The sequence below is a fragment of the Streptomyces sp. NPDC000229 genome (assembly GCF_040300825.1).
Classification (GTDB): domain Bacteria; phylum Actinomycetota; class Actinomycetes; order Streptomycetales; family Streptomycetaceae; genus Streptomyces.
On sequence record NZ_JBEPEL010000116.1, the window covers coordinates 1 to 19194 of the forward strand.

The following is a 19194-nucleotide window of genomic DNA, read 5'->3' on the forward strand; positions in this document are numbered from 1 at the left end:
GCCACTGCGGAGCATTGGCGACCGACGACAACGCCGCGAGGTGCGGTGTCCAGGCGTCACGAGCCCAGCAAGATCCGAACGAGAGGCCCTAGCGGTTCACGGCGCGTACGTGTAGCCGACCCGCCGCACGGTCCGGATCGTGTGGCGGTGCTCGGCGCCCAGCTTGCGCCGCAGCCGGGCGACATGGACGTCGACGGTCCGCCCGTCGCCCACATGGCCGTACCCCCACACGGTCGTCACCAACTGGTCGCGGGTGTGCACCCGGTGGGGGTGGGCCACCAGGTGCGCCAGCAGCTCGAACTCCAGATACGTGAGGTCCAGCGGCTGCCCGGCCACCTCGGCGGTGCGCCGGGCAGCGTCGATCGTCACCGGCCCGCCGACTGGAGCGGCCTTTGGTCCGGGCACCTGCTGTTCCGCCGGCACGAGGACCAGGTAACCGATCATCGGCGGCTGTCCCGGCAGTGACGGGACGGTGTGCGGCGGCGCGGGCACCCAGGTGGCACCCGGCGGCAGGAACTCGGCGACGTCGACGCCGCCGGGAAGCCGGACGGCGGCCTCGTCGAGCTGGTCGAGCTGGTCGACGGCACGGAGGCGGTGCCGGCCCGGCGCCGGGACCGCGGGAGCCGGTGCGGTGTGGGCCGGGAGGGTGGAGACGGCGGGAACGGCGGAGAGGGTACGGGTGTTCGCCATGAGGGTCAGCTCTTTCGCGCGAAGGGACGGGAAGTACGTCACGTCATGCGCGTCGGCCGAAGGCCTGTTCGGGCGGTCGAAGCAGGGTGCCGAAAGGCGTTAGAGGGCCGACGCGTTCGTCGCGCGGCAACACACCCGGTCGAAATCGTGGTGCTGACGGGACGGCCAGAACGGCTGAAGGTCGCTGCGACCCGTCGCGGTGTCCTGAAGGCTGGCCATGCCACCATTGAAGCAGATGCCGACGCACGGCACTGGCCCTTCCCGGCACGCGGAACGGCACCGCCTCACGGCAGCCGCTTGCGCCAGTCCAGCCCGGTCACGATGATCGCCCGCTCCGGCGAACCGTTCCAGTCCACCGTCAACCCCTCCTCGGCCAGGGCCGCGACGACCTCCCGCCCGACGGCCGCCGTGGTCTCCTCGGAGCCGTCGAACCCGCCGTACAGGAGATACAGGCCGTGGCCCGCCGCCGCGCCCTCGGTGCACTGGGTGTGGAAGTAGACGAACCCGCGTGACGCCTCGTCCGCTTCCCCGCCGATCTCCGCCGTACCGCAGGTGCGGCAGCAGGTGAAGTGCTCCCTCGCCACGATGCCCCGTTCCTCCAGAGCGGCGAAGGCGCGGGATATCCGCTCCGGGTCCGTCGTCCCCTCCCACCCGGCCTGTTCCACCAGCCGCTCCCGCCACAGCCGGTCCACCAACTGCCGCGCCTGCGCGGGCGACACCGGCCGCTCGTCCCCGCCGGCCGGCCAGTCCTCGGCCGCCTCGGCGAGCTGCGCCCGGTCCGCGTACCCGCACACGAGCAGCTCGCGCACATGCCCCTCGACCTCCGCGCGTATCCCCGCGTCGAGCTCCGGCACCGGCTCCGGCTCCGGCAGGCGGATGGGCTGCCAGGGCAGTCCGGCGTCCCAGGCGCTCTCCTGCCGGGCCCACCGCACCATGACGTCGGCGACCCGCGCGGCGTCGGCGAGCTCCACCACGAAGTGCCGCTCGGGCGCCCCGGCCCGGTGCTCCAGCTGGTAGCCACCGCCGTCCGCGTGCCACACCTGGATGAAGACGTCCGGCACGTCCGGTATCCGCTGGACCACCACGAAGTGGTCCCCGTCCGCGCCGATGCGCCGCACGAGATCCCCGAGCCGCTCCGCCGAAGCGCGGGCGTACTCCTCGCCGTTCTTCTCCGTCTCCACCCTGATCGCAAGCATGAGCCCACTGTGGCAGACACCACTGACAGTGACCGCGGCGGCGACAACGCCGGAGGGCGCCCACCGCGAACGGTGAGCGCCCTCCAGCCGTGAACCGGGGTGCCGGATCAGACCTGGCCGGCCTTCTCCAGCGCGGAGCAGCAGGTGTCCACCAGCAGGCGGGTCACCGTGTACGGGTCGACGTTGGCGTTCGGGCGGCGGTCCTCGATGTAGCCCTTGCCGTCCTTCTCGACCTGCCACGGGATGCGGACCGAGGCACCGCGGTCCGAGACGCCGTAGCTGTACTCGTTCCACGGGGCGGTCTCGTGCAGACCGGTCAGGCGGTCGTCGATGCCGGCGCCGTAGTTCTTGACGTGGTCCATCGGCTTGGAGCCCTCGCCCAGCGCCTCGCACGCGGTGATGATCGCGTCGTAGCCCTCGCGCATCGCCTTGGTGGAGAAGTTGGTGTGCGCCCCGGCGCCGTTCCAGTCGCCCTTGACCGGCTTGGGGTCGAGGGTGGCGGAGATGTCGAAGTCCTCGGCGGTGCGGTAGAGCAGCCAGCGGGCGACCCACAGCTGGTCCGAGACCTCCAGCGGCGCCAGCGGGCCGACCTGGAACTCCCACTGGCCGGGCATGACCTCGGCGTTGATGCCGGAGATGCCCAGGCCCGCCTTCAGGCAGTTCTCCAGGTGCGCCTCGACGACGTCACGGCCGAAGATCTCGTCCGAGCCGACACCGCAGTAGTAGCCGCCCTGCGCGGCCGGGAAGCCGCCCTCGGGGAAGCCGAGCGGCCGGGCGCCCTTGAAGAAGGTGTACTCCTGCTCGATGCCGAAGATCGGCTCCTGCGCGGCGAACTTCTCCGCGACCTCGGCCAGCGCGGCGCGCGTGTTGGACTCGTGCGGCGTCATGTCCGTGTTCAGGACCTCGCACAGGACGAGGATGTCGTCACCGCCGCGGATCGGGTCCGGGCAGGAGAAGACCGGCTTCAGCACGCGGTCGGAGGCGTGGCCCTCGGCCTGGTTGGTGCTGGACCCGTCGAAGCCCCAGATGGGCAGATCGGCGACGCCGGTGGGGGCGGAGCCGACCAGTATCTTCGTCTTCGAGCGAAGCTTGGCGGTCGGCTCGGTGCCGTCGATCCAGATGTACTCAGCCTTGATGGTGGTCACGGGGGCCTCATCCTTTGCGGGTGCAGCGGTATGCCGCGCAGCTTCGCAATACGGGATTTCCCGACCGTTGCCCGTTTGTGAACCCCGTGTTACTCAGGTTTCCTGTTTTTCGCCCGGCCGCCGTGCGAGCGCGAGCCCCGGGGAGCCGGACGGTATGCAGAGGCGCGCCCGGTGTGATGTTCGTACAGGGGGCAGACTGGCGGGCATGGACAGCAAGCCGCGCATCGGACTCCTCGGCACCGGCCCCTGGGCCGGCCGCACGCACGCCCCCGCGCTCGCCGCGCACCCCGGCATCACCTTCAGCGGGGTGTGGGGCAGGCGCCCCGACGCGGCGGCCGCCCTCGCCGCCACCCACGGGACACGGGCGTACGACGACGTGGACGCGCTGCTCGCGGCCAGCGACGCGGTCGCCTTCGCCCTGCCGCCGGACGTGCAGGCGCCGCTGGCGGCACGGGCCGCGGCGGCCGGGTGCCACCTGCTGCTCGACAAGCCGGTCGCCACGACCGTGGCGGGCGCCCGTGAAGTGGCGGACGCCGCCGACCGGGCGGGGGTCGCCTCCGTCGTCTTCTGTACGCTCCGGTTCGCCTCCGACACGGCCCCGTGGATCGAGGAGCAGGCGGCGCTGGGCGGCTGGTACCTGGCGCAGGCCCACTGGCTGGGCGCGCTGTTCTCGCGAGGGTCGACGAGCGCGTACGCCGCGTCGCCCTGGCGCCGGGAGAAGGGCGGGCTGTGGGACGTGGGCCCGCATGTGCTGTCGGTGCTCCTGCCCGTGCTCGGGGACGTGACGGAGGTCGCGTCGGCCGTCGCGGGGCCGGGGGACGCCCGGCACCTGGTGCTGCGGCACGCGTCGGGCGCGGGCAGCACGCTGACCCTGAGCCTGAGCGCCCCGGTGCGGGCCTCGGAGGCGGGCGTCACGCTCTTCGGCGACCACGGGCGGGCGGTGATGCCGTCGTGGGCGGACGCCGTCGGGTCGTTCGGGGCGGCGGTGGACGCGCTGCTGGGGGCGGTACGGAGCGGGGAGGCGCATGCCTGCGACGTACGGTTCGGGCTGCGCGTGACGGAAATCCTGGCGGAGGCGGAGGCGGAGGCGGGTGTGGGCGTGGAGGCGGAAGCGGAGGCGCGGCTCGCCGACTGAACCGCACCTCCTGTCCAGGGGCCCTGTCCGTGGTCCGGTCCGTCAGCCGACGCGCTCGATGCGGGCCTTGCGGATCAGGAACTTGCCGGGCTCGCGGACCTGCTCGAACGCCGCGTTGTTGAGCAGGGCGCAGCTTCCGGAGACGGAGGTGACCTCGACGGTCGTGGACTTGTTGTTGTCGAGGTTGGTCACCTTGAGCGTGGTCCCGAGCGGGAACTGGTTGCTGGAGGCGGCCGGGGCGCCACCCTCGCCGGAGAGGGTCACGGTCGACCCGGCACAGACCACCTCGCCGACCTCGCCGCCGCCCTGCTGACCTCCTTGCTGTCCGGCCTGACCGCCCTGCCCGGCCGGTGGCTGGGCGGTGGCGTCTCCGGCGCCATCGCCCTGGCCGGCGCCGCCCTGACCATTCCCGGCGCCCTGGTTGCCATTGCCCTGGCCCTGGTCCTTGCCATTGCCCTGCCCATTGCCCTGGCCCGCGTTCTGACCATCGCCCGCACCGGCACCCGGCGCCTGGCCACCTGCCTGAGCGCCGCCCGCATCCTGTGCGCCGCCCGCCTCGGCGCCGCCCTGGGCACTGCCCTGGCCGACCTCGCACCCGGCGGCCTCCTGCTGGCGCTTGATCTGCTCGATCACCGCCTGCCGGTTGGCGATCCGCGCCTCCGACTGGGCGTCCGGATTGGCCCGCTGTCCGGCGATGAACTTCTCGTTGTTGCTCAGCGCCGTGGCCAGACCGTCGCAGGCCACCGACGCCTGACTGGTCCCGGTCATCACGATCGCCGTACCGCCGGCCATCGCGGCCGCGCCGACGAGCAGAGCGAGCTTCTTCCTACCGCTGAGCGTCTTCTTGCGTGACACGTAGGGGCTCCTGTCCCCGGCCGTACGGGGGGGGCGACGGCCGGATCGGTTCCGTGTGTGCCCCTACGTACGAGTAGCAAGCCGGTTCTACTCAACTCCCTCTTCTGTCAAGAGATTTCGCACGCCCGTCAGGAACCGTCCCACCGCCTTCACCTCACCCCCCTCGAAGCCTCTCAGCAGCGACACCGTGCCGTCGATCAGCGGCCCGAAGTACGCCCCGCCCAGCTCCTCCGCGCGCTCCTCCACACTGAGCAGCACCCGCCGCCGGTCCCGTTCGTCGCGCACGCGCGCGATGTGGCCGAGCCGCTCCAGACGGTCGATGACTCCGGTCGTCCCTGCGGAATTGAGCCCGAGCTGTGCGCCGAGCCACCCCACCGTGGCGTCCGTGCCGGCCCGTTCGGCGTCCAGCAGGCAGATCAGGGCGCGTACGTCGGTGGCGTGCATGCCGTTACGGGAAGGCCGCCGCGGCCGCCCGGGAGCTGACGGCCGTACGGACCGAGATGCTGTCCGGCGCCACCCACCACACGCTCCCGATGGCCTCCCCGCCGGGCACGGACCGCCGTATCGCCGACTTCCTGACCCGAGGGGTCACGAGCGGCTGAGCGCGTTCCGGACCGCCTCATCCGTGCGGGCCACGACCGCCGTGCCGTCGTCGGCCGTGATGATCGGCCGCTGGATCAGCTTCGGGTGCTCCACCAGCGCCGTGATCCAGCGCTCCCGCGCACCGGCCTCACGCGGCCACTCCTTCAGCCCGAGCTCCTTGGCGGCGGGCTCCTGCGTACGGGTGATGTCCCACGGTTCGAGACCGAGGCGGGTCAGGACGTCCCGGATCTCGTCGGCGGACGGCACGTCCTCCAGGTAGCGGCGGACGGTGTAGTCGGCCCCCTCCTCGTCGAGCAGCTTCAGTGCGCCACGGCACTTGGAACACGCGGGATTGATCCAGATCTCCATGCCGTCACCGTACCCCTCACGGCCGCTCAAAGCGGTGCTGGCCAGGGCCGATTGTCAGTGGGCGGCAGTAAAATCGAGGTAGTTCGTGAGGGCCCGGGGGAGGGTCCCCACACCCGCGTACCAGGAGGTCGCCGATGGCCGTTGCCGCACTCACGACACTGCCCCTCGAACCCTTCAAGCCCCTGCGGAAGAAGCCACTGCCGGCGGGTCGGCCCCGCGAGTGGTACGTGTCCCACAACCGCCGCCTGAAGGCCATGCGGCTGGCGATCGCCCTGCTCGACTCGGGCGTCTACCACCCGTCGAAGGCCGACAACGACACGATACGGAGCACGGCGGAGCGCATCGGCATCCACCCGCCGTCCGACATCACGTGCCGGATGGTCCGGGCGCTGATCCACAGCAGCCGCTGACCACCGTCCCGTGCCCGCCGCCCACGAAGGTGGCCGGCGGACACGGGACGACACGGCTACAGCGCGGCCCCACCCAACAGCGCGCCCACATACGTCTCCAGACGTGCCGCCAGCACCTGAGGCGTCAGGTCCGTGCGTCCCAGCTCGCGCCAGGACCGCCCCACCTTGTCCGCGTCCGGTGCGAACGCCAGCGCGTCCAGGAGCCGCCAGTACAGCCGGGCCTCCGCGTCCCCGGACAGTACGCCGCCGTGCACGACGTACCACTCGGCGAACCGCAGCCCGCGCTCCACCCCGTACAGCAGTGCCAACGCCGTGGAACAGTGCGCCACATCCAGGTCGGCCGGCCCCCAGGAGGTCTCCACCCAGTCGACGACACCGCTCAGCCGCAGCTCCTCACCCGCGCCCGTGAACAGGACGTTGCCCGGATGGAAGTCCCGGTGCAGAAAGCGTCCCTCGTACGCCGGTGCCTCCCGCCCGATCACCTCCACGGCCCGCGCCCACAGCTCCGGCCGGGCCGTACCGTCCGGCACCCTGACCCGCTCCGGAGACGTCCACGCCTGGTACGGGCGCGGGCGCGCACCCTCCGGCACGCTCACGCGATGGATGCCCACCAGCTGCCGCGCCAGCAACTCGACACGCGCGTCCAGGTCGGCCTCGTCGACCCGTACGGCACCGGGCAGACGCGTCATCAGCAGCGACGGCGCGTCGCAGAACTCACCCACGGCGTCGACGGCCAGGCACCCCGGGACCGGGACGTCCCCGTCGGCCAGCAGGCCGAGCACCTCCGCCTCCCGCGCGAGCAGTCCCGGCGCGTGCCGGCGGTAGAACGGCTTGACGAACGACCGCAGGACCAGGTCCCGTTCCGTTTCCGTCCGCAGCAGGCGCATCTGCGAGGTCCAGCCGCCGGCCAGCCACCGCGCGGACCGCACCCGCTCGCCCTCGGGCAGCGACTTCTCCACCCAGTCCGGGGTCCGCGGCGGCGCCAGCACCGCGTCGACGAACCGGCGCCGGTCGTCCGCCTCGGTCACGAACCAGACGCCGAGGCGGTGCCCTGCCCGCTCCATGTCCAGCCGCCGGTACCGGGAACGGGTGGTGAGCGCGTCCTCGACGGCCTCGGTGACGGCCCGCGGGATCACCTCGTCGTCGCCGGGCACGGCCAGCACCGCCGTACCCTCGAAAGCCCGCAGAGCATCCAGCGCGGCCGAGTCCCGCCAGCCGCCCTCCTGCCGGATGATCTCCGTGAACCCGTGCCCGAACCGGATGCCCCACGCCTCCCGCCCGTACACCGCCGGCGCGCACAGCCCGATGGCCCGCACCCGCCCGCCGTAGTGACCGACCAGGTCGGCGACGGTCTGACCGCTCATGCTGAAGCCCACCAGCACCAGCTCGTCGCCGTCCGGCACCACCCGGTCGATGACCGCACGCGCCTGCAGGAACCGCCGCTCCAGGCTCAGCTCCTCCAGCGCGCCGCTGCTCCGCCCGTGCCCGGAGAAGTCCGGCGCGACCACCCGGCAGCCCCGCCCCGCGAACTCGTCCAGCACCGGCACGAGCGCATCCGCGCTGCCGTTCCCCGCTCCGTGCAGCACCACCACGGTCGCACCGGCCGCGCCGTCGTGATCCCGCGCCACGAAGCTGATCCGTTCCCCATCACACATCACCGCGTCCATGGATAAGTTCTAGACCATGCCCAGCCACCGCCCCCGGATGACCGACGAAGAACGCCGGAACCGCATCGCCGTGCGCCACCACCTGACCCCGGCGGCCCGCGCCCCGACGGTCGAGCAGGTGGCGAACTCCCTCACCGCCCTGCACGGCACCGACCCCGCCACGGTGCACCTCGCCGCCGGAGCCCGCCTCACCGACGCGGCCGGCCCGGTGGCCGCCATGGAACGAGCCCTGTACGAGGACCGCACCCTGGTCCGTATGCACGGCATGCGTCACACGGTCTTCGTCTTCCCGACCGCCCTGGCACCCGTCGTCCAGTCGTCCACCACCCACGCCGTCGCCGCCCGCGAACGCGCCACGCTGATCAAACAGTTGACGGCGGGAAGCACCCTCGACGCCCAGTGGCTCGCGGATGTCGAGAAGTCGACTCTCCAAGCCCTCACCCGGCGCGGTGAGGCCACCGCCGCCGAACTGGCCCAGGACGAACCGCGGCTGCGCGAGCAGTTCGTGTACGCCCCCGGCACGAGCTACGAGCAGCGCCAGACCGTCTCCACCCGGCTGCTGCGCCTGCTCGGCACCGAGGCCCGCGTCGTCCGGGGCAGGCCGCTCGGCTCCTGGACGTCCAGCCAGTTCCGCTGGGCGATCGCCCCCGCGCTCCCCGACCTCCCGCCCGCCGACGCCCAAGCGACGCTCACCCGCGCATGGCTGGCCTCCCACGGCCCGGCGACCGAGGCGGACCTGAAGTGGTGGACGGGCTGGAAGGTCACCGACGTACGCAAGGCCCTCCAGGCCGTCGCCGCCGTCCCGGTCGACCTCGACGACGGCACCACCGGCTTCGTCCTGCCCGACGACACCACCCCGACCGAACGCCCCGCCCCGTGGGCGGCCTTCCTCCCCGCCCTCGACCCCACCCCCATGGGCTGGCAGAGCCGCGACTGGTACCTCGCCCCGGCCCACCGCGCCGCCCTCTTCGACCGCAGCGGCAACATCGGCCCCACCGTCTGGTGGAACGGCCGCGTCATCGGCGGCTGGGCCCAGCGCCCGGACGGCGAACCGGTCTGGCGCCTCCTGGTCCCGGACCCGGGCCGTGAAGCGCTCGCCGCCATCGAAGCCGAGGCGGCCCGCCTCCACACCTGGCTGGGCACCACCCGCGTCACCCCCCGCTTCCGGACGCCTCTGGAAAGGGAGCTGTCCGCCTGACCCCGTACGCGCCTGCCTAGCCCTCCGGTATCTCCAGCCGGACCCACCGCCGGGGCGGACCGGTCACGGGCCGGCTGTCCGCCAGACGCATCCCGGCGGTCCAGCAGGCGTAGGCGAGCTGGCGGGCGCCGTGCGAGGAAGTCCAGTCCCAGCACCGCAACAGCCACCACTCGGCCGGCTCCTCCGGTCCGGGGGACAGGGCCACCTCCCCCTCCCAGACCGTCTCACCGTCCACCGCGGTCGTCCCGAACGTCCCGCCCTTGGGGTTGAAGTAGATCCCGCACGCCCTCGCGGACAGGGACAGCGGCTCCAGCACCTCCGGCGTGCTGACCCCATAACTCAGGGGCTGTATCAGGACGCAGCCGCCCGGCACGCCGGTCACCCCGACGTACCGCTGGGCCTCGTCGTAGTCGTCCGGGTCGAAGCCGCCCGGACCCGTGCCGTACGGGCCGGGGTGCCGGTCGAGATCGAGCACCGGGTGTGCCGCCGGATCGGCGCCAAGTCGCCGGATGGCCTCCTCCTCGTCGAGACCGGCCACGAAGGCGACCCCCAGGCCATCGGTGTGAACCCCCTCGAAAACCTCGATCAGACGGTCCGCCTCCTCCTGGAGCGCCCGCTCCTCGGGCGTCGGTTCCACCGCTCCGGGCAGCTTGGCGAAGAGCGGCGCCAGAGCCGGGACGGTGAGGGCCAGACCGCCCGCCGACCTCCCGGCGCACTGCGGCGTCCACGGACTGGCCCCGGCCTCCACCAACAGGCGGGCCGTCTCCACGTTCCCGTGGCACACCGCCTCCCACAGCGGGGTGAACCCCTCGCCGTCCCCCTGGTCGGCCTCCGTGTCCGGCAGCCGGCCGAGCAGTTCCCCGAGCACCTCGGCGGAACCATGCGCGGCGGCGTCGTGCAGCCCGGCCGCCGGGTCGGCACCGGCGTCGAGGCGGGCCCGTACCAGCCGTGGATCCCGCCAGCCCTCGTCGTACCGCATACCGCCCCAGTCGCCCCGCGGCTCGTACCTGTCGGCGTCCCGGTCCGCGTCCAAACGGTGCGAGTGAGTCGTGGCCATGAGCCCGGCGGGCCCGGCGATCGACACCCACATCGCCGACGTGCCGCCGTCCGCCACCGGCGCGGGAGTCTCCAGGTCCGGCCAGATCTCCACCGCACGCGCCGCCGCGGCACGGATCTCGCCCGCGTCGATGACCGTCTGCGTTTCCGGAACTCCCTCGTCCGGCCATTCCACCACCAGGGTCAGCGCCCCCTCGGGAGGCAGCTCGGACAACCATAGATCCACTTCGTGATGGAACCCCCCGCCGCCACCCCCGGTCGTCAGCAACCTCGTCCGCCGCCCTGACGCCCCCGCGACCGGCCACGGCTCACCGTCCAGCGTCGTGACCCGCCGCCCGTCCCCCTGCACCAGACCCGCCCGCAGCCCACCCGGACAGGGTCGCCCGAACGTGACGTGCTCCCGCGTACGGACTCGGCGCCGGAACACCACCAGGTGCAGCGTGACCGAATCGGGCCACACCGAACACCCCCTGAGCATCAACCGTGCGTGCTCACCCCGCCCGGCCTCCACGGCCAGATGCACCACACCCGGCAGGAAATGATCCGACGGTGGGAAATCACGAACGGCGTCCCCCCACGGCCCCAGATCCATGAACTCCGGCCTCGGCGGCTCGGGCTCGGCCTCCACCACCAGATCGTCGAAGAACCCCACAGCACATCCTCCCCGCCCCGTTGCCGAACCCCGGCGACCGCTGACAAGGACGACTCTGACAGAAGGATCTGACAACGGCCCGGCGCGCTTCCCGATGAGGTTCTGGCGCAGGCCGTTGCACGTGATCACCGATGCCTTCACCACCGCTGGCTTCCGCCTTTCCGCCATCAGCTAGCCGCAGCCCGACCCGGCCGCCCGTGAGCTGTTCCCCGACGACTTCCCTGCCCTTTCGACCGAACCCAACTTCCTCTTCTTCGTCGTCGAGGTACCGCCATCGGCTACCGGCTCGGACGACTAGCCAGTCGCGGATCACGAGCGGAGCCAGAGTCGGATCGAGGCGACGGTGACGGTGCCTGGTTCCGGTCATTCGTTGCCATGGGTCCGCCCATGTCGGGCCCATGAGCCAGCCATGCGGTGTGCATGCCATGAGCGCCGACGGCTAGGTCGACGGGCTCGGCTCACGGTTGGCCCATGGAGGGCGTACCCCGGTCAGTTCCTCCGCGCGCTTGCGTAGCAGCGGAGCCAGCTCTGGGTACCAGCCGCGGCCGACGGCCTGGAGCATCTCGGCAAGGGCGATCTGTTCGCCGATGTGGCCGGCGGGGGTGTCGAGGACGTGTGCGAACTCGGCGCGGATGCGGTCGGCGACGGCAGGGACGCGGAGGCTGTTGACGTAGAGCATGCCCGGGTCGTAGCCGACGGGGACGGCGCCCCAGCGTTCCCAGTCCAGGATGACGAGGGGGTGGTGGGTGAGATTGGCCCACTGGAGATCGGCATGGCCGGTGATGCGTTCGGTGATGGTCGGCGCGGGGATGCCGAGAAACTCGGGGAACACCCGGTCCGCCCAGGACTGCCGAATGGTCTCGCGGGGCGGCTCTGCTGTGCTGAGGGCGTCCAGGCTCTCCCGCAGCGTCGCCCACCAGGAATCCGGCAGTCCCGGGTCCTTGGTGAGGTCGGGGGTTTCCGGGGAGATGACCGGCTGGGCGATGTAGTCGATCAGTTCTGCCTCGAAGACGTACAGGCCGTCTTCCCAGCGGAGCAGTTCTTGCAGGCGGGGCCGGGAGACCTTGTCCGAGACCCGTTCCTCGGCGACGGCGATGCCCTCGTTGCGGTGCTCGGGAGTCTTGGATGCCTCGCCGCAGTGGACGCGCAGCCAGTGGCCGCCGTTGGTACGACTGCCGATGGTGCGGCCCAGCCATCCCCAGGCCGGTGTTCCGGTCGTCGTGGTGGAGAGCCTGGCGGCGGCGTGCGCCAGGGCGTTCTGCATGCGTGCCCTGATGGCCTCATCCTTGGGCGAGTACATCGATGACCTTCCTGAGCTGGCCCCTGTCGAGCGGGGAAGCGATGGCGTCCTTGGCGGCGTTCCAGTGTTGTTCGGAGCTGGCGGACAGCAGTACCACGTCCAGGCTCGGACAGGAGGCTGCCGCGAGGAGGCAGGCGGCGGCCGGTGAGGCCCCGGGGCGGACGAACTCGGCGAGTTCGGGCGTGGCGAGGGTGGCCAGCTCGCCACCGTGCAGGGGTGCAGCGCCGAAGGTGATCAGGCCCGCTGCACGGGCATGGACCAGGGGACCTCGACCGTCGAGGGCGAGAGCGATTGGCCGGGACATAACGAGGCTGACCGGCTGCTGGATGGCCCGCAGGTGATTTTCACTCGACCCGGCGGCTTCATTCGCCAGGCCCAGGAGTTCGGGGACAGTGAAGGCCCCCTGTTGGAATCCCGACCAGGTGGCCACGCCGTATCCGCGGATCCTGCCTGCGGTGGCGAACTCCTCCAAGACGGCGAACACAGCACGGAGCCTCTCGTGCAGGTCTGCGCGGTCGACGTGGGAGTGGTCGGGGTTGTGGACGAACACGAGGTCGGTTCGGCCGAGTACGGCAAGGGAGCGGTCCGTCTGCCAGCGGGTGAAGGCAGAGTGGAGGCTGTGGCCGGCGGCTGCCTGCTCTGATGTGATCAGCCCAGCCTGTACCGCAGCCTCCCCCTCTGCCCTGGTGAAGAATCCCGTTTTTGTCGCGACCATGGCCCCCGGGTAGTCGGCGATGACGGGGGCCAACAGCCGATGGGTGTCCGCGTAGTTGGGTGCGGTGTCCAACCACACCGGTCCATCGGCGCACGCGGTGCGCGCCGCCTGCTCAACGGCGCGCACCCGGTACGTCCCCAGTCCGAGGGCAGCGGTCACCTGGAGCCCCCAACAACAGCGACGGCTTGACCGATGACCAGTGTGGTGACGACTTCGGCCGCCTGTCCGACGGTGAGGCCCGATTCGTTGGCCAGGTCTCCGAGCGCGATCGGTTTCCCGTCGGTCAGGAGGTGGAGCACTGGGGCGACGGGGAGGGCGAAGGTCCATTCGTTCCCGGCGCCGGAGAATGTCACTGCCTCAGCGTCCTGGTCGACGCGGGCGCGTGGAACAGTGAGTTGGACGGTGATCCCCGGCTGGGGCGGAACGACCGCGAGGTATGGCAGGGACAAGCGCGGCCGCCCTGGGTGCGTGGTGTCCAGCGACCTCTCCCAGCGATCGAGAACCGCAGGGTCTTCCAGCGCGGCCAGCACCTCCTTCCGTACGGCGGCCAGGTACTCCGCCTGTTCCTCGGGGGTTGCGAAGCGGGGAACGTCAGCGCGGACGGTCGTGCTGGCCCGTAGGTCGTCGCACAGCCACCTGAGGAAGTCGGCGCCGGCCTGTGTGGCGAGCCCGAAGGTGAGGTGAAGCGAGCTGCTGCCCTGGTCGGCGCTCACGGCGTGCCACCAGCCGCGCGGCAGATAGAGCATGTCACCGGCCGCCAGAACGATGTCCGTGATCGGCTCACCCGTCGGACCCTCGGGGGCTTCGACGTCGCGCCAGGCGGGGGCTTGGCGGGTGGGGCCGTAGATCTTCCACCGCTTGAAGCCTTCGAGCTGGAGCACGACCACGTCGTGGTCGTCCCAGTGTGTGCCGAAGCCTTCCTCGGCTGTCCACGAGGCGTACGCGTTGACCTGGACGGGCGTGCGGAAGAACCGTTCGAGTCCGATGGCGGCTTCCCGGACGGGCGGGTGGATCTGGTCGATCGCGTCGATGACCAGGGACGCGCCTTCAGCGAGCCGGGCATGGAACTCGGCGGGCTGGGGCTCGTACCAGGACACTCCGCGGCGATTCGTGCGCAGGATGGAGTACGCCGTGGCCGGGACGGCCTCGCCGGCGCGGGAGAGCCGCATACGGGGCGGTTCGAGCCTGTGCGCGGCCACGATCTCGTTGAGGTCGCCCCAGGTCAGCAGCGAGGGGGTGATGTCGCCGTTGGAACGGATCACTTTGTGGGCGCGGAAGCACGTCTGGGCGAGGAACGTGTCCCCGCCCAGACGCTGCGCCCACGATGAAGAATCAATCACCGTGGGTCTCCTCGGCCGATCAGGTGTCGTTCATGTCCGACTTGCCGCCGGTGTTGTCCGAGGCTTCCTCGGCACGTGAGCGGGCCACAGTGATGCGGCGGACACCGAGCAGCAGACCACTGTCCTGCTCGGCGGGAGTGTTCTTGTCCATCCCGTACTCCTTTCTGATCTTGATGGGTCCCGCCGGGGTTCCGACGGGAGATCTTCGGGTGGTGCATCCGCCCCAGGACTCGGGAAGTGCGGGGCGGAGGTCGGTGGGTCAGTGGCCGGGGCTGCCGGCAAGGGCCAAGGCGACTACCAGGACACTGACGGCGGCGACGTAGAGAAGAACGGCGAGTTGTTGGCGCCAGCCCCACGGGTCACGCCCGTTCAGCCGCGCTCCAGGCTGGAGGGATCCTCGACGACCCACTCCACTCCTCCGCCCTCGGGCCGGGCAAAGACGGCGTTCTGAATGACCACGTGGGTTCTCGGGTCCTCGAACTCGCCAATGAACTGCACGATGCCGGTACGGCGTTCGAGCGGGTCGTGGATGCGGGTGCCTTCGCGGACCCAGCCGGGCACGGTCTGGCGCTGAAGATTGCGGCTCTGTGGGGACATGGCACCTCTCCTCGGTCTCGGGCTGGCGCTGTACTCCGGGGAAGCAGCGGGCCGCAGGTGCGACGTGGGCACGGCCCCCGGCCCGCTGCTCGGGGGAGTCCGCCCCTCCTGGCGGGCTGTGACCAGTCAACTGCCGTAAGTGTTTGGACGGATGGGCCAGGCGGCATGGCCATTCCAGGGACATGGCCAGGATTTATGGCCAGGCTGGGCTCCTGGGTTCGGGGACGGCTGAGGGACGGCGATGATGACCAAGCACGAGGGCGACGGAGTGGAGCCGATCGGGCCGCTGCTTCGGCGGCTGCGCTTAGCGAGCGGCCGGACGCAGGAGGAACTGGCGGCAGACCTGTCCGCGCGGCGTGGGTACCCACTTGAGCAGGGGGCGGTGTCGCGGTGGGAGACCCACGAGCGACTTCCGGACCCGGCTTCGCGGGCGCTGCTGTCGGCGGAGTTCGGCGTGCCGGAGGAGGAGCTACGCCGCGCTGTAGCCCTCGCGCGACGCCTTCGCCGTCAGGAGCAGCAGACCGACCAGGAGAACGATGTGGACCGCCGCCGATTCATCACGGCCTCGGCCAGCGCCGGGATAGCCGTCATGCAGCCGTCGTCTCTGCTGTCGTCAGGACGAAGGATCGGCGCCGACGTGCCCCGACAACTGAGCGAGCGGACGGCACGGCTGCGACGCCTGGACGACTTCGTGGGCGGCGGCGACACCTACCAGATGTACGTCCGGGAGCTGGAGGCTACGACTCGGCTGGCCGACGAAGGCGTTTATGCCGAAGCGACAGGACGCGGCCTGCGGGGGATCATCGCCGAGCAGGCCCAGCTCGCCGGGTGGGCGGCGTACGACGCGGGGCGCTACGAAGAGGCCCGCAGCCACTACCTGACTGCTTTGGCTGCATCAAAGGCCGCCGATGACTCTGCGCTGGAAGGCAACTCGCTCGCCTTCCTTGCTTACTTGGAGGGGGCGGTAGGTGGGGGCTCGGGCATCAGGTTTGCGACAGCGGCGTATGAGGCGCTCGGCGCGAACGCAGCTCCCGTGGTGCGAGCCCTGCTGGCTGATCGGCTGGCGTGGCAGCACGCGACGTCCGGAAACGCCCAGGAGGCGGACTATGCCTTGGGGCTCGCGGAGGAAGCGATCCACGAGCACGACGACGATCCGGCCCCGGACTGGGCGTACTGGGTGGACCGCGACGAGATCGCGATCATGACGGGGCGGTGCTGGGCGGAGCTGCACCGGCCGCTGCGGGCCATTCCGGCGCTGGAGGAGGCCCTGAATCGGTACGACGATACCCGGGCCCGGGACAAGGCGCTGTACCTGTCGTGGCTGGCCTCGGCCTACCTGGACGCGGGAGAGGTAGAGCATGCGACCGCGATCACTGGCCGAGTGCTCATCCTCTCCGAAGGACTCGCGTCCATCAGGCCGATGGGGCGGGCGCGCATGATGGTGAAGCGGCTGGAGCCCCATCGGTCCCTCGCCCCGGTCGGCGCCCTGCTGGAGCGTGTGAAGGGCTAGCGGGTGGCGCGGATGATCCACTCCAGGTACTCGGCGCGGCCGGCGTCGATGTTGAACGCGATGACCTCCGGCGAGTCGTAGGGGTGGTTGTCCACCAGGTGCTCCTCCAGGGCCTCGCGCCGGTCGCCGGTCGTGCGGAACATCACCTGATATTCGGTGCCCTCTGAAACTTCGCCGAGGTGCCGATACGTCGTCTCGATGGGGCCGGTCACCTGTCCGGAGGCGGCCAGACTCGCCTCCACCGCCGAGCGCGACAGCTTCCGCGCGGCGTCCTGGTTGTCCACGGTCGTGATCACGATCAGGAAGTCAGCCATGAGGGCAACGTACCCGCCCGATCCGTCGCCCGTGCGGGGCTCGTGAGCCAGGTGCGGATCACGAGCCAGCGAGGGCCGCCACCCCGGCTGTGGGGTAGCGGCCCTCGCGGCGTTTCTGACATCAAGTCAGAGGATTGGCCGGGCGATGCACACTCGGTGCACAAGGCGGCGGAAAGCAAGCGGTGACAGTGAGAACTACTGAGAAGAGTTTTCGCAGGTCACAGCCTGTTCCCAGGGCTTCGGCCCAAGGTCGCCCGGCCCCGCCTCCTAGATGTCGAAGTACAGCTCGAACTCGTGGGGGTGCGGACGCAGCTGGATCGGGGCGATCTCGTTGGTGCGCTTGTAGTCGATCCACGTCTCGATCAGGTCGGACGTGAAGACGCCGCCCGCCTGCAGGTACTCGTTGTCCTCCTCCAGGGCGTCCAGGACGGCCGGGAGGGAGGTCGGGACCTGCGGGACGCCCGCGTGCTCCTCGGGGGCGAGCTCGTAGAGGTCCTTGTCGATCGGCTCGGCCGGCTCGATCTTGTTCTTGACGCCGTCGAGGCCCGCGAGCAGCAGCGCCGAGAAGGCGAGGTACGGGTTGGAGGACGGGTCCGGGGCGCGGAACTCGACGCGCTTGGCCTTCGGGTTGGAGCCCGTGATCGGGATGCGCATCGCGGCGGAGCGGTTGCGCTGCGAGTAGACCAGGTTGACCGGGGCCTCGAAGCCGGGGACCAGGCGGTGGTAGGAGTTCACCGTCGGGTTGGTGAAGGCCAGCAGCGACGGGGCGTGCTTGAGGATGCCGCCGATGTAGTAGCGGGCGGTGTCCGAGAGGCCCGCGTAGCCCTGCTCGTCGTAGAAGAGCGGGGAGCCGCCCTGCCACAGCGACTGGTGGACGTGCATGCCGGAGCCGTTGTCACCGAAGATCGGCTTGGGCATGAAGGTCGCGGTCTTGCCGTTGCGCCAGGCGACGTTCTTCACGATGTACTTGAAGAGCATCAGGTCGTCGGCCGCGGCGAGCAGCGTGTTGAACTTGTAGTTGATCTCCGCCTGGCCGGCGGTGCCGACCTCGTGGTGCTGGCGCTCGACCTGGAGGCCGACGTTCTCCAGCTCCAGGGAGATCTCGGCGCGCAGGTCGGCGAAGTGGTCGACCGGCGGGGCGGGGAAGTAGCCGCCCTTGTAGCGGACCTTGTAACCGCGGTTGTCCTCGAGGGCACCGGTGTTCCAGGCGCCGGCCTCGGAGTCGATGTGGTAGAAGCCCTCGTTCGCGGAGGTGCTGAAGCGGACCGAGTCGAAGACGTAGAACTCCGCCTCGGGGCCGAAGTACGCGGTGTCCGCGATGCCGGTGGAGGCGAGGTAGGCCTCGGCCTTCTTGGCGATGTTGCGCGGGTCGCGGCTGTACTGCTCGCCCGTGATCGGGTCGTGGATGAAGAAGTTGATGTTCAGCGTCTTGTCGCGGCGGAACGGGTCCAGGCGGGCCGTCGACAGGTCCGCGCGCAGCGCCATGTCGGACTCGTGGATCGCCTGGAAGCCGCGGATCGACGAGCCGTCGAAGGCCAGCTCCTCGGACGGGTCGAACGCCGTGGCCGGAATCGTGAAGTGCTGCATCACGCCGGGAAGGTCGCAGAACCGGACGTCGATCATCTTGACGTCGTTGTCCGCGATGTACTTCTTGACGTCGTCGGCGTTCTGGAACATCCAACTCCTCCTACTCCCACCCGGGGGAGGGCGGGGTTGTAGCTCGGTCGTGCGGCCAGTGCGGTGGCACACGCTGGTTCTGACCCTAGGGACGCGGGATTTCTCAAGCGTGACCCATTTGTTTCGACCAAGTTAACCGGAGCGAGTGCCCTGGCGCCCGAGCAGACCCGGGTCGAAGTGATCGAAAGCGGGCACAGTACGGTGGTCGGGTGGACAACAGGCAAGCAATCGGATCGTGGCTCTCCGGGCCGCGCGCGGCCGCCGAGGAGATGGGCGCCGACTTCGGCTACCGGGGTCAGCGGCTCGGTCTGCCGCAGGAGGGGCCCGGTTCGATCGCCCCTCTCGGACGCCGCTTCGGCGCCCTGTTCCTCGACTGGGCCCTGTGCATGGTGATCGCATACGGCCTGATCGCGCCGGGTGACCAGGCGGCGGCGGGCAACTGGGCCGTGGCCGTTCTCTTCGTACTCAACGTGCTCACCGTGGGCACCGTCGGCAGTACGCCGGGTAAGCGGCTGCTCGGGCTGCGGGTCATCTCGGTCGACGGTGAGCGGCTGGGCCTCGGTCGCGTCGTGGTGCGCAGCGTGTTGCTGTGCCTGGCCATTCCGGCGCTCATCTGGGACCGCGACGGCCGGGGACTGCACGACCGGCTCGCGCGCGCCGTGCAGGTGCGCGGCTAGGACTCGGGTACGAGAAGGTGCTGGCGCCCAAGCAGCGCAGCGTCGTGGTGCTGCGGCACTGGGAGCAGATGAGCACCGAGGAGACGGCCGCCGCGCTGGGCATGTCGAC

At 70.8% G+C, this 19194-nt stretch carries 20 protein-coding genes and 3 pseudogenes; 7 read left to right on the plus strand and 16 right to left on the minus strand.

From position 1 onward, the window contains the following. Positions 1-96: 96 nt before the first annotated feature. The 4 genes from ABT360_RS32955 to glnII form a co-directional block, all read right to left on the minus strand. A complete protein-coding gene (locus tag ABT360_RS32955; protein ID WP_351824897.1) occupies positions 97-690 on the minus strand; it encodes a winged helix-turn-helix domain-containing protein in 594 nt (197 codons plus the stop codon). Positions 691-789: 99 nt separating this feature from the next. After that, entirely contained in the window at positions 790-978 is a 189-nt protein-coding gene (locus tag ABT360_RS32960) for a hypothetical protein (protein WP_351824900.1), read from the minus strand. After that, positions 975-1886, minus strand: a complete 912-nt coding sequence (locus tag ABT360_RS32965; protein WP_351824902.1) for a DUF6891 domain-containing protein — start codon at positions 1884-1886, stop codon at positions 975-977. The genes ABT360_RS32960 and ABT360_RS32965 overlap by 4 nt, the downstream gene beginning before the upstream one ends. A gap of 107 nt (positions 1887-1993) precedes the next feature. After that, positions 1994-3031 (minus strand): glutamine synthetase, encoded by a 1038-nt coding sequence (glnII, locus tag ABT360_RS32970; protein ID WP_351824905.1) that lies wholly within the window; start codon positions 3029-3031, stop codon positions 1994-1996. Between the two features lie 205 nt (positions 3032-3236). On the opposite strand from glnII, the gene ABT360_RS32975 reads away from it, so the two are divergent. Next, positions 3237-4166 carry a Gfo/Idh/MocA family protein gene (locus ABT360_RS32975; protein WP_351824907.1) on the plus strand — a complete coding sequence of 310 codons (930 nt, stop codon included), beginning with the start codon at positions 3237-3239 and terminating at the stop codon, positions 4164-4166. Positions 4167-4208: 42 nt separating this feature from the next. Here ABT360_RS32975 and ABT360_RS32980 read toward each other — a convergent pair whose 3' ends face one another. From ABT360_RS32980 to ABT360_RS32990, 3 genes and pseudogenes are all read right to left on the minus strand, one after another. Beyond that, a complete protein-coding gene (locus ABT360_RS32980; RefSeq protein ID WP_351824910.1) occupies positions 4209-5021 on the minus strand; it encodes a hypothetical protein in 813 nt (270 codons plus the stop codon). Positions 5022-5108: 87 nt separating this feature from the next. Continuing rightward, positions 5109-5477 (minus strand): annotated as a pseudogene (locus tag ABT360_RS32985) (MarR family transcriptional regulator); the annotation flags it as partial. 132 nt (positions 5478-5609) lie between these two features. Beyond that, the gene (locus ABT360_RS32990; protein ID WP_351824912.1) at positions 5610-5972 is read right to left on the minus strand and encodes an arsenate reductase family protein; all 363 of its coding nucleotides are present in this window, start codon (positions 5970-5972) and stop codon (positions 5610-5612) included. Between the two features lie 134 nt (positions 5973-6106). Between ABT360_RS32990 and ABT360_RS32995 the strand changes: the two genes are divergently transcribed. After that, a complete protein-coding gene (locus ABT360_RS32995; protein WP_351824915.1) occupies positions 6107-6382 on the plus strand; it encodes a hypothetical protein in 276 nt (91 codons plus the stop codon). 56 nt (positions 6383-6438) lie between these two features. Here the strand turns inward: ABT360_RS32995 and ABT360_RS33000 are convergent, their stop codons facing one another. Next, on the minus strand, positions 6439-8049 hold the full coding sequence (locus ABT360_RS33000; RefSeq protein WP_444852369.1) for an alpha/beta fold hydrolase: 1611 nt from the start codon (positions 8047-8049) through the stop codon (positions 6439-6441). Positions 8050-8065: 16 nt separating this feature from the next. Here ABT360_RS33000 and ABT360_RS33005 point away from each other — a divergent pair, with 16 nt between their 5' ends. After that, positions 8066-9247 (plus strand): winged helix DNA-binding domain-containing protein, encoded by a 1182-nt coding sequence (locus ABT360_RS33005; RefSeq protein ID WP_351824917.1) that lies wholly within the window; start codon positions 8066-8068, stop codon positions 9245-9247. A 16-nt stretch (positions 9248-9263) separates the two neighbouring features. On the opposite strand, the gene ABT360_RS33010 is transcribed toward ABT360_RS33005, so the two are convergent. Then, entirely contained in the window at positions 9264-10517 is a 1254-nt protein-coding gene (locus tag ABT360_RS33010) for an ankyrin repeat domain-containing protein (RefSeq protein WP_351824919.1), read from the minus strand. A 529-nt stretch (positions 10518-11046) separates the two neighbouring features. Here ABT360_RS33010 and ABT360_RS33015 point away from each other — a divergent pair. Continuing rightward, positions 11047-11253 (plus strand): annotated as a pseudogene (locus ABT360_RS33015) (SAM-dependent methyltransferase); the annotation flags it as partial. A 141-nt stretch (positions 11254-11394) separates the two neighbouring features. On the opposite strand, the gene ABT360_RS33020 reads toward ABT360_RS33015, so the two are convergent. The 5 genes from ABT360_RS33020 to ABT360_RS33040 all read right to left on the minus strand — a co-directional run bounded on the left by ABT360_RS33020 (position 11395) and on the right by ABT360_RS33040 (position 14907). Continuing rightward, positions 11395-12255 carry a hypothetical protein gene (locus ABT360_RS33020; RefSeq protein WP_351824921.1) on the minus strand — a complete coding sequence of 287 codons (861 nt, stop codon included), beginning with the start codon at positions 12253-12255 and terminating at the stop codon, positions 11395-11397. Continuing rightward, a complete protein-coding gene (locus ABT360_RS33025) occupies positions 12236-13129 on the minus strand; it encodes an aldo/keto reductase (RefSeq protein WP_351824923.1) in 894 nt (297 codons plus the stop codon). The genes ABT360_RS33020 and ABT360_RS33025 overlap by 20 nt, the downstream gene beginning before the upstream one ends. Beyond that, entirely contained in the window at positions 13126-14310 is a 1185-nt protein-coding gene (locus ABT360_RS33030; protein ID WP_351824926.1) for a cupin domain-containing protein, read from the minus strand. Before ABT360_RS33030 ends, ABT360_RS33025 begins: the two co-directional genes overlap by 4 nt. A gap of 19 nt (positions 14311-14329) precedes the next feature. Beyond that, positions 14330-14461, minus strand: a complete 132-nt coding sequence (locus ABT360_RS33035) for a hypothetical protein (protein WP_351824929.1) — start codon at positions 14459-14461, stop codon at positions 14330-14332. Between the two features lie 218 nt (positions 14462-14679). Further along, the gene (locus tag ABT360_RS33040) at positions 14680-14907 is read right to left on the minus strand and encodes a hypothetical protein (RefSeq protein ID WP_351824932.1); all 228 of its coding nucleotides are present in this window, start codon (positions 14905-14907) and stop codon (positions 14680-14682) included. A 244-nt stretch (positions 14908-15151) separates the two neighbouring features. Here ABT360_RS33040 and ABT360_RS33045 point away from each other — a divergent pair, with 244 nt between their 5' ends. Beyond that, positions 15152-16417 carry a helix-turn-helix domain-containing protein gene (locus ABT360_RS33045; protein WP_351824934.1) on the plus strand — a complete coding sequence of 422 codons (1266 nt, stop codon included), beginning with the start codon at positions 15152-15154 and terminating at the stop codon, positions 16415-16417. On the opposite strand, the gene cutA is transcribed toward ABT360_RS33045, so the two are convergent. Together cutA and glnA are read right to left on the minus strand one after the other, a co-directional pair. Further along, positions 16414-16731 carry a divalent-cation tolerance protein CutA gene (gene cutA / locus ABT360_RS33050; protein WP_351824937.1) on the minus strand — a complete coding sequence of 106 codons (318 nt, stop codon included), beginning with the start codon at positions 16729-16731 and terminating at the stop codon, positions 16414-16416. The two genes, ABT360_RS33045 and cutA, sit on opposite strands and share 4 nt — an antisense overlap. Positions 16732-16998: 267 nt before the next feature. Next, the gene (glnA, locus tag ABT360_RS33055; RefSeq protein WP_351824940.1) at positions 16999-18408 is read right to left on the minus strand and encodes a type I glutamate--ammonia ligase; all 1410 of its coding nucleotides are present in this window, start codon (positions 18406-18408) and stop codon (positions 16999-17001) included. A gap of 209 nt (positions 18409-18617) precedes the next feature. Between glnA and ABT360_RS33060 the strand changes: the two genes are divergently transcribed. Next, entirely contained in the window at positions 18618-19085 is a 468-nt protein-coding gene (locus ABT360_RS33060) for an RDD family protein (RefSeq protein ID WP_351824943.1), read from the plus strand. Between the two features lie 14 nt (positions 19086-19099). Then, a pseudogene (locus ABT360_RS33065) lies at positions 19100-19194 on the plus strand (sigma factor-like helix-turn-helix DNA-binding protein); the annotation flags it as partial.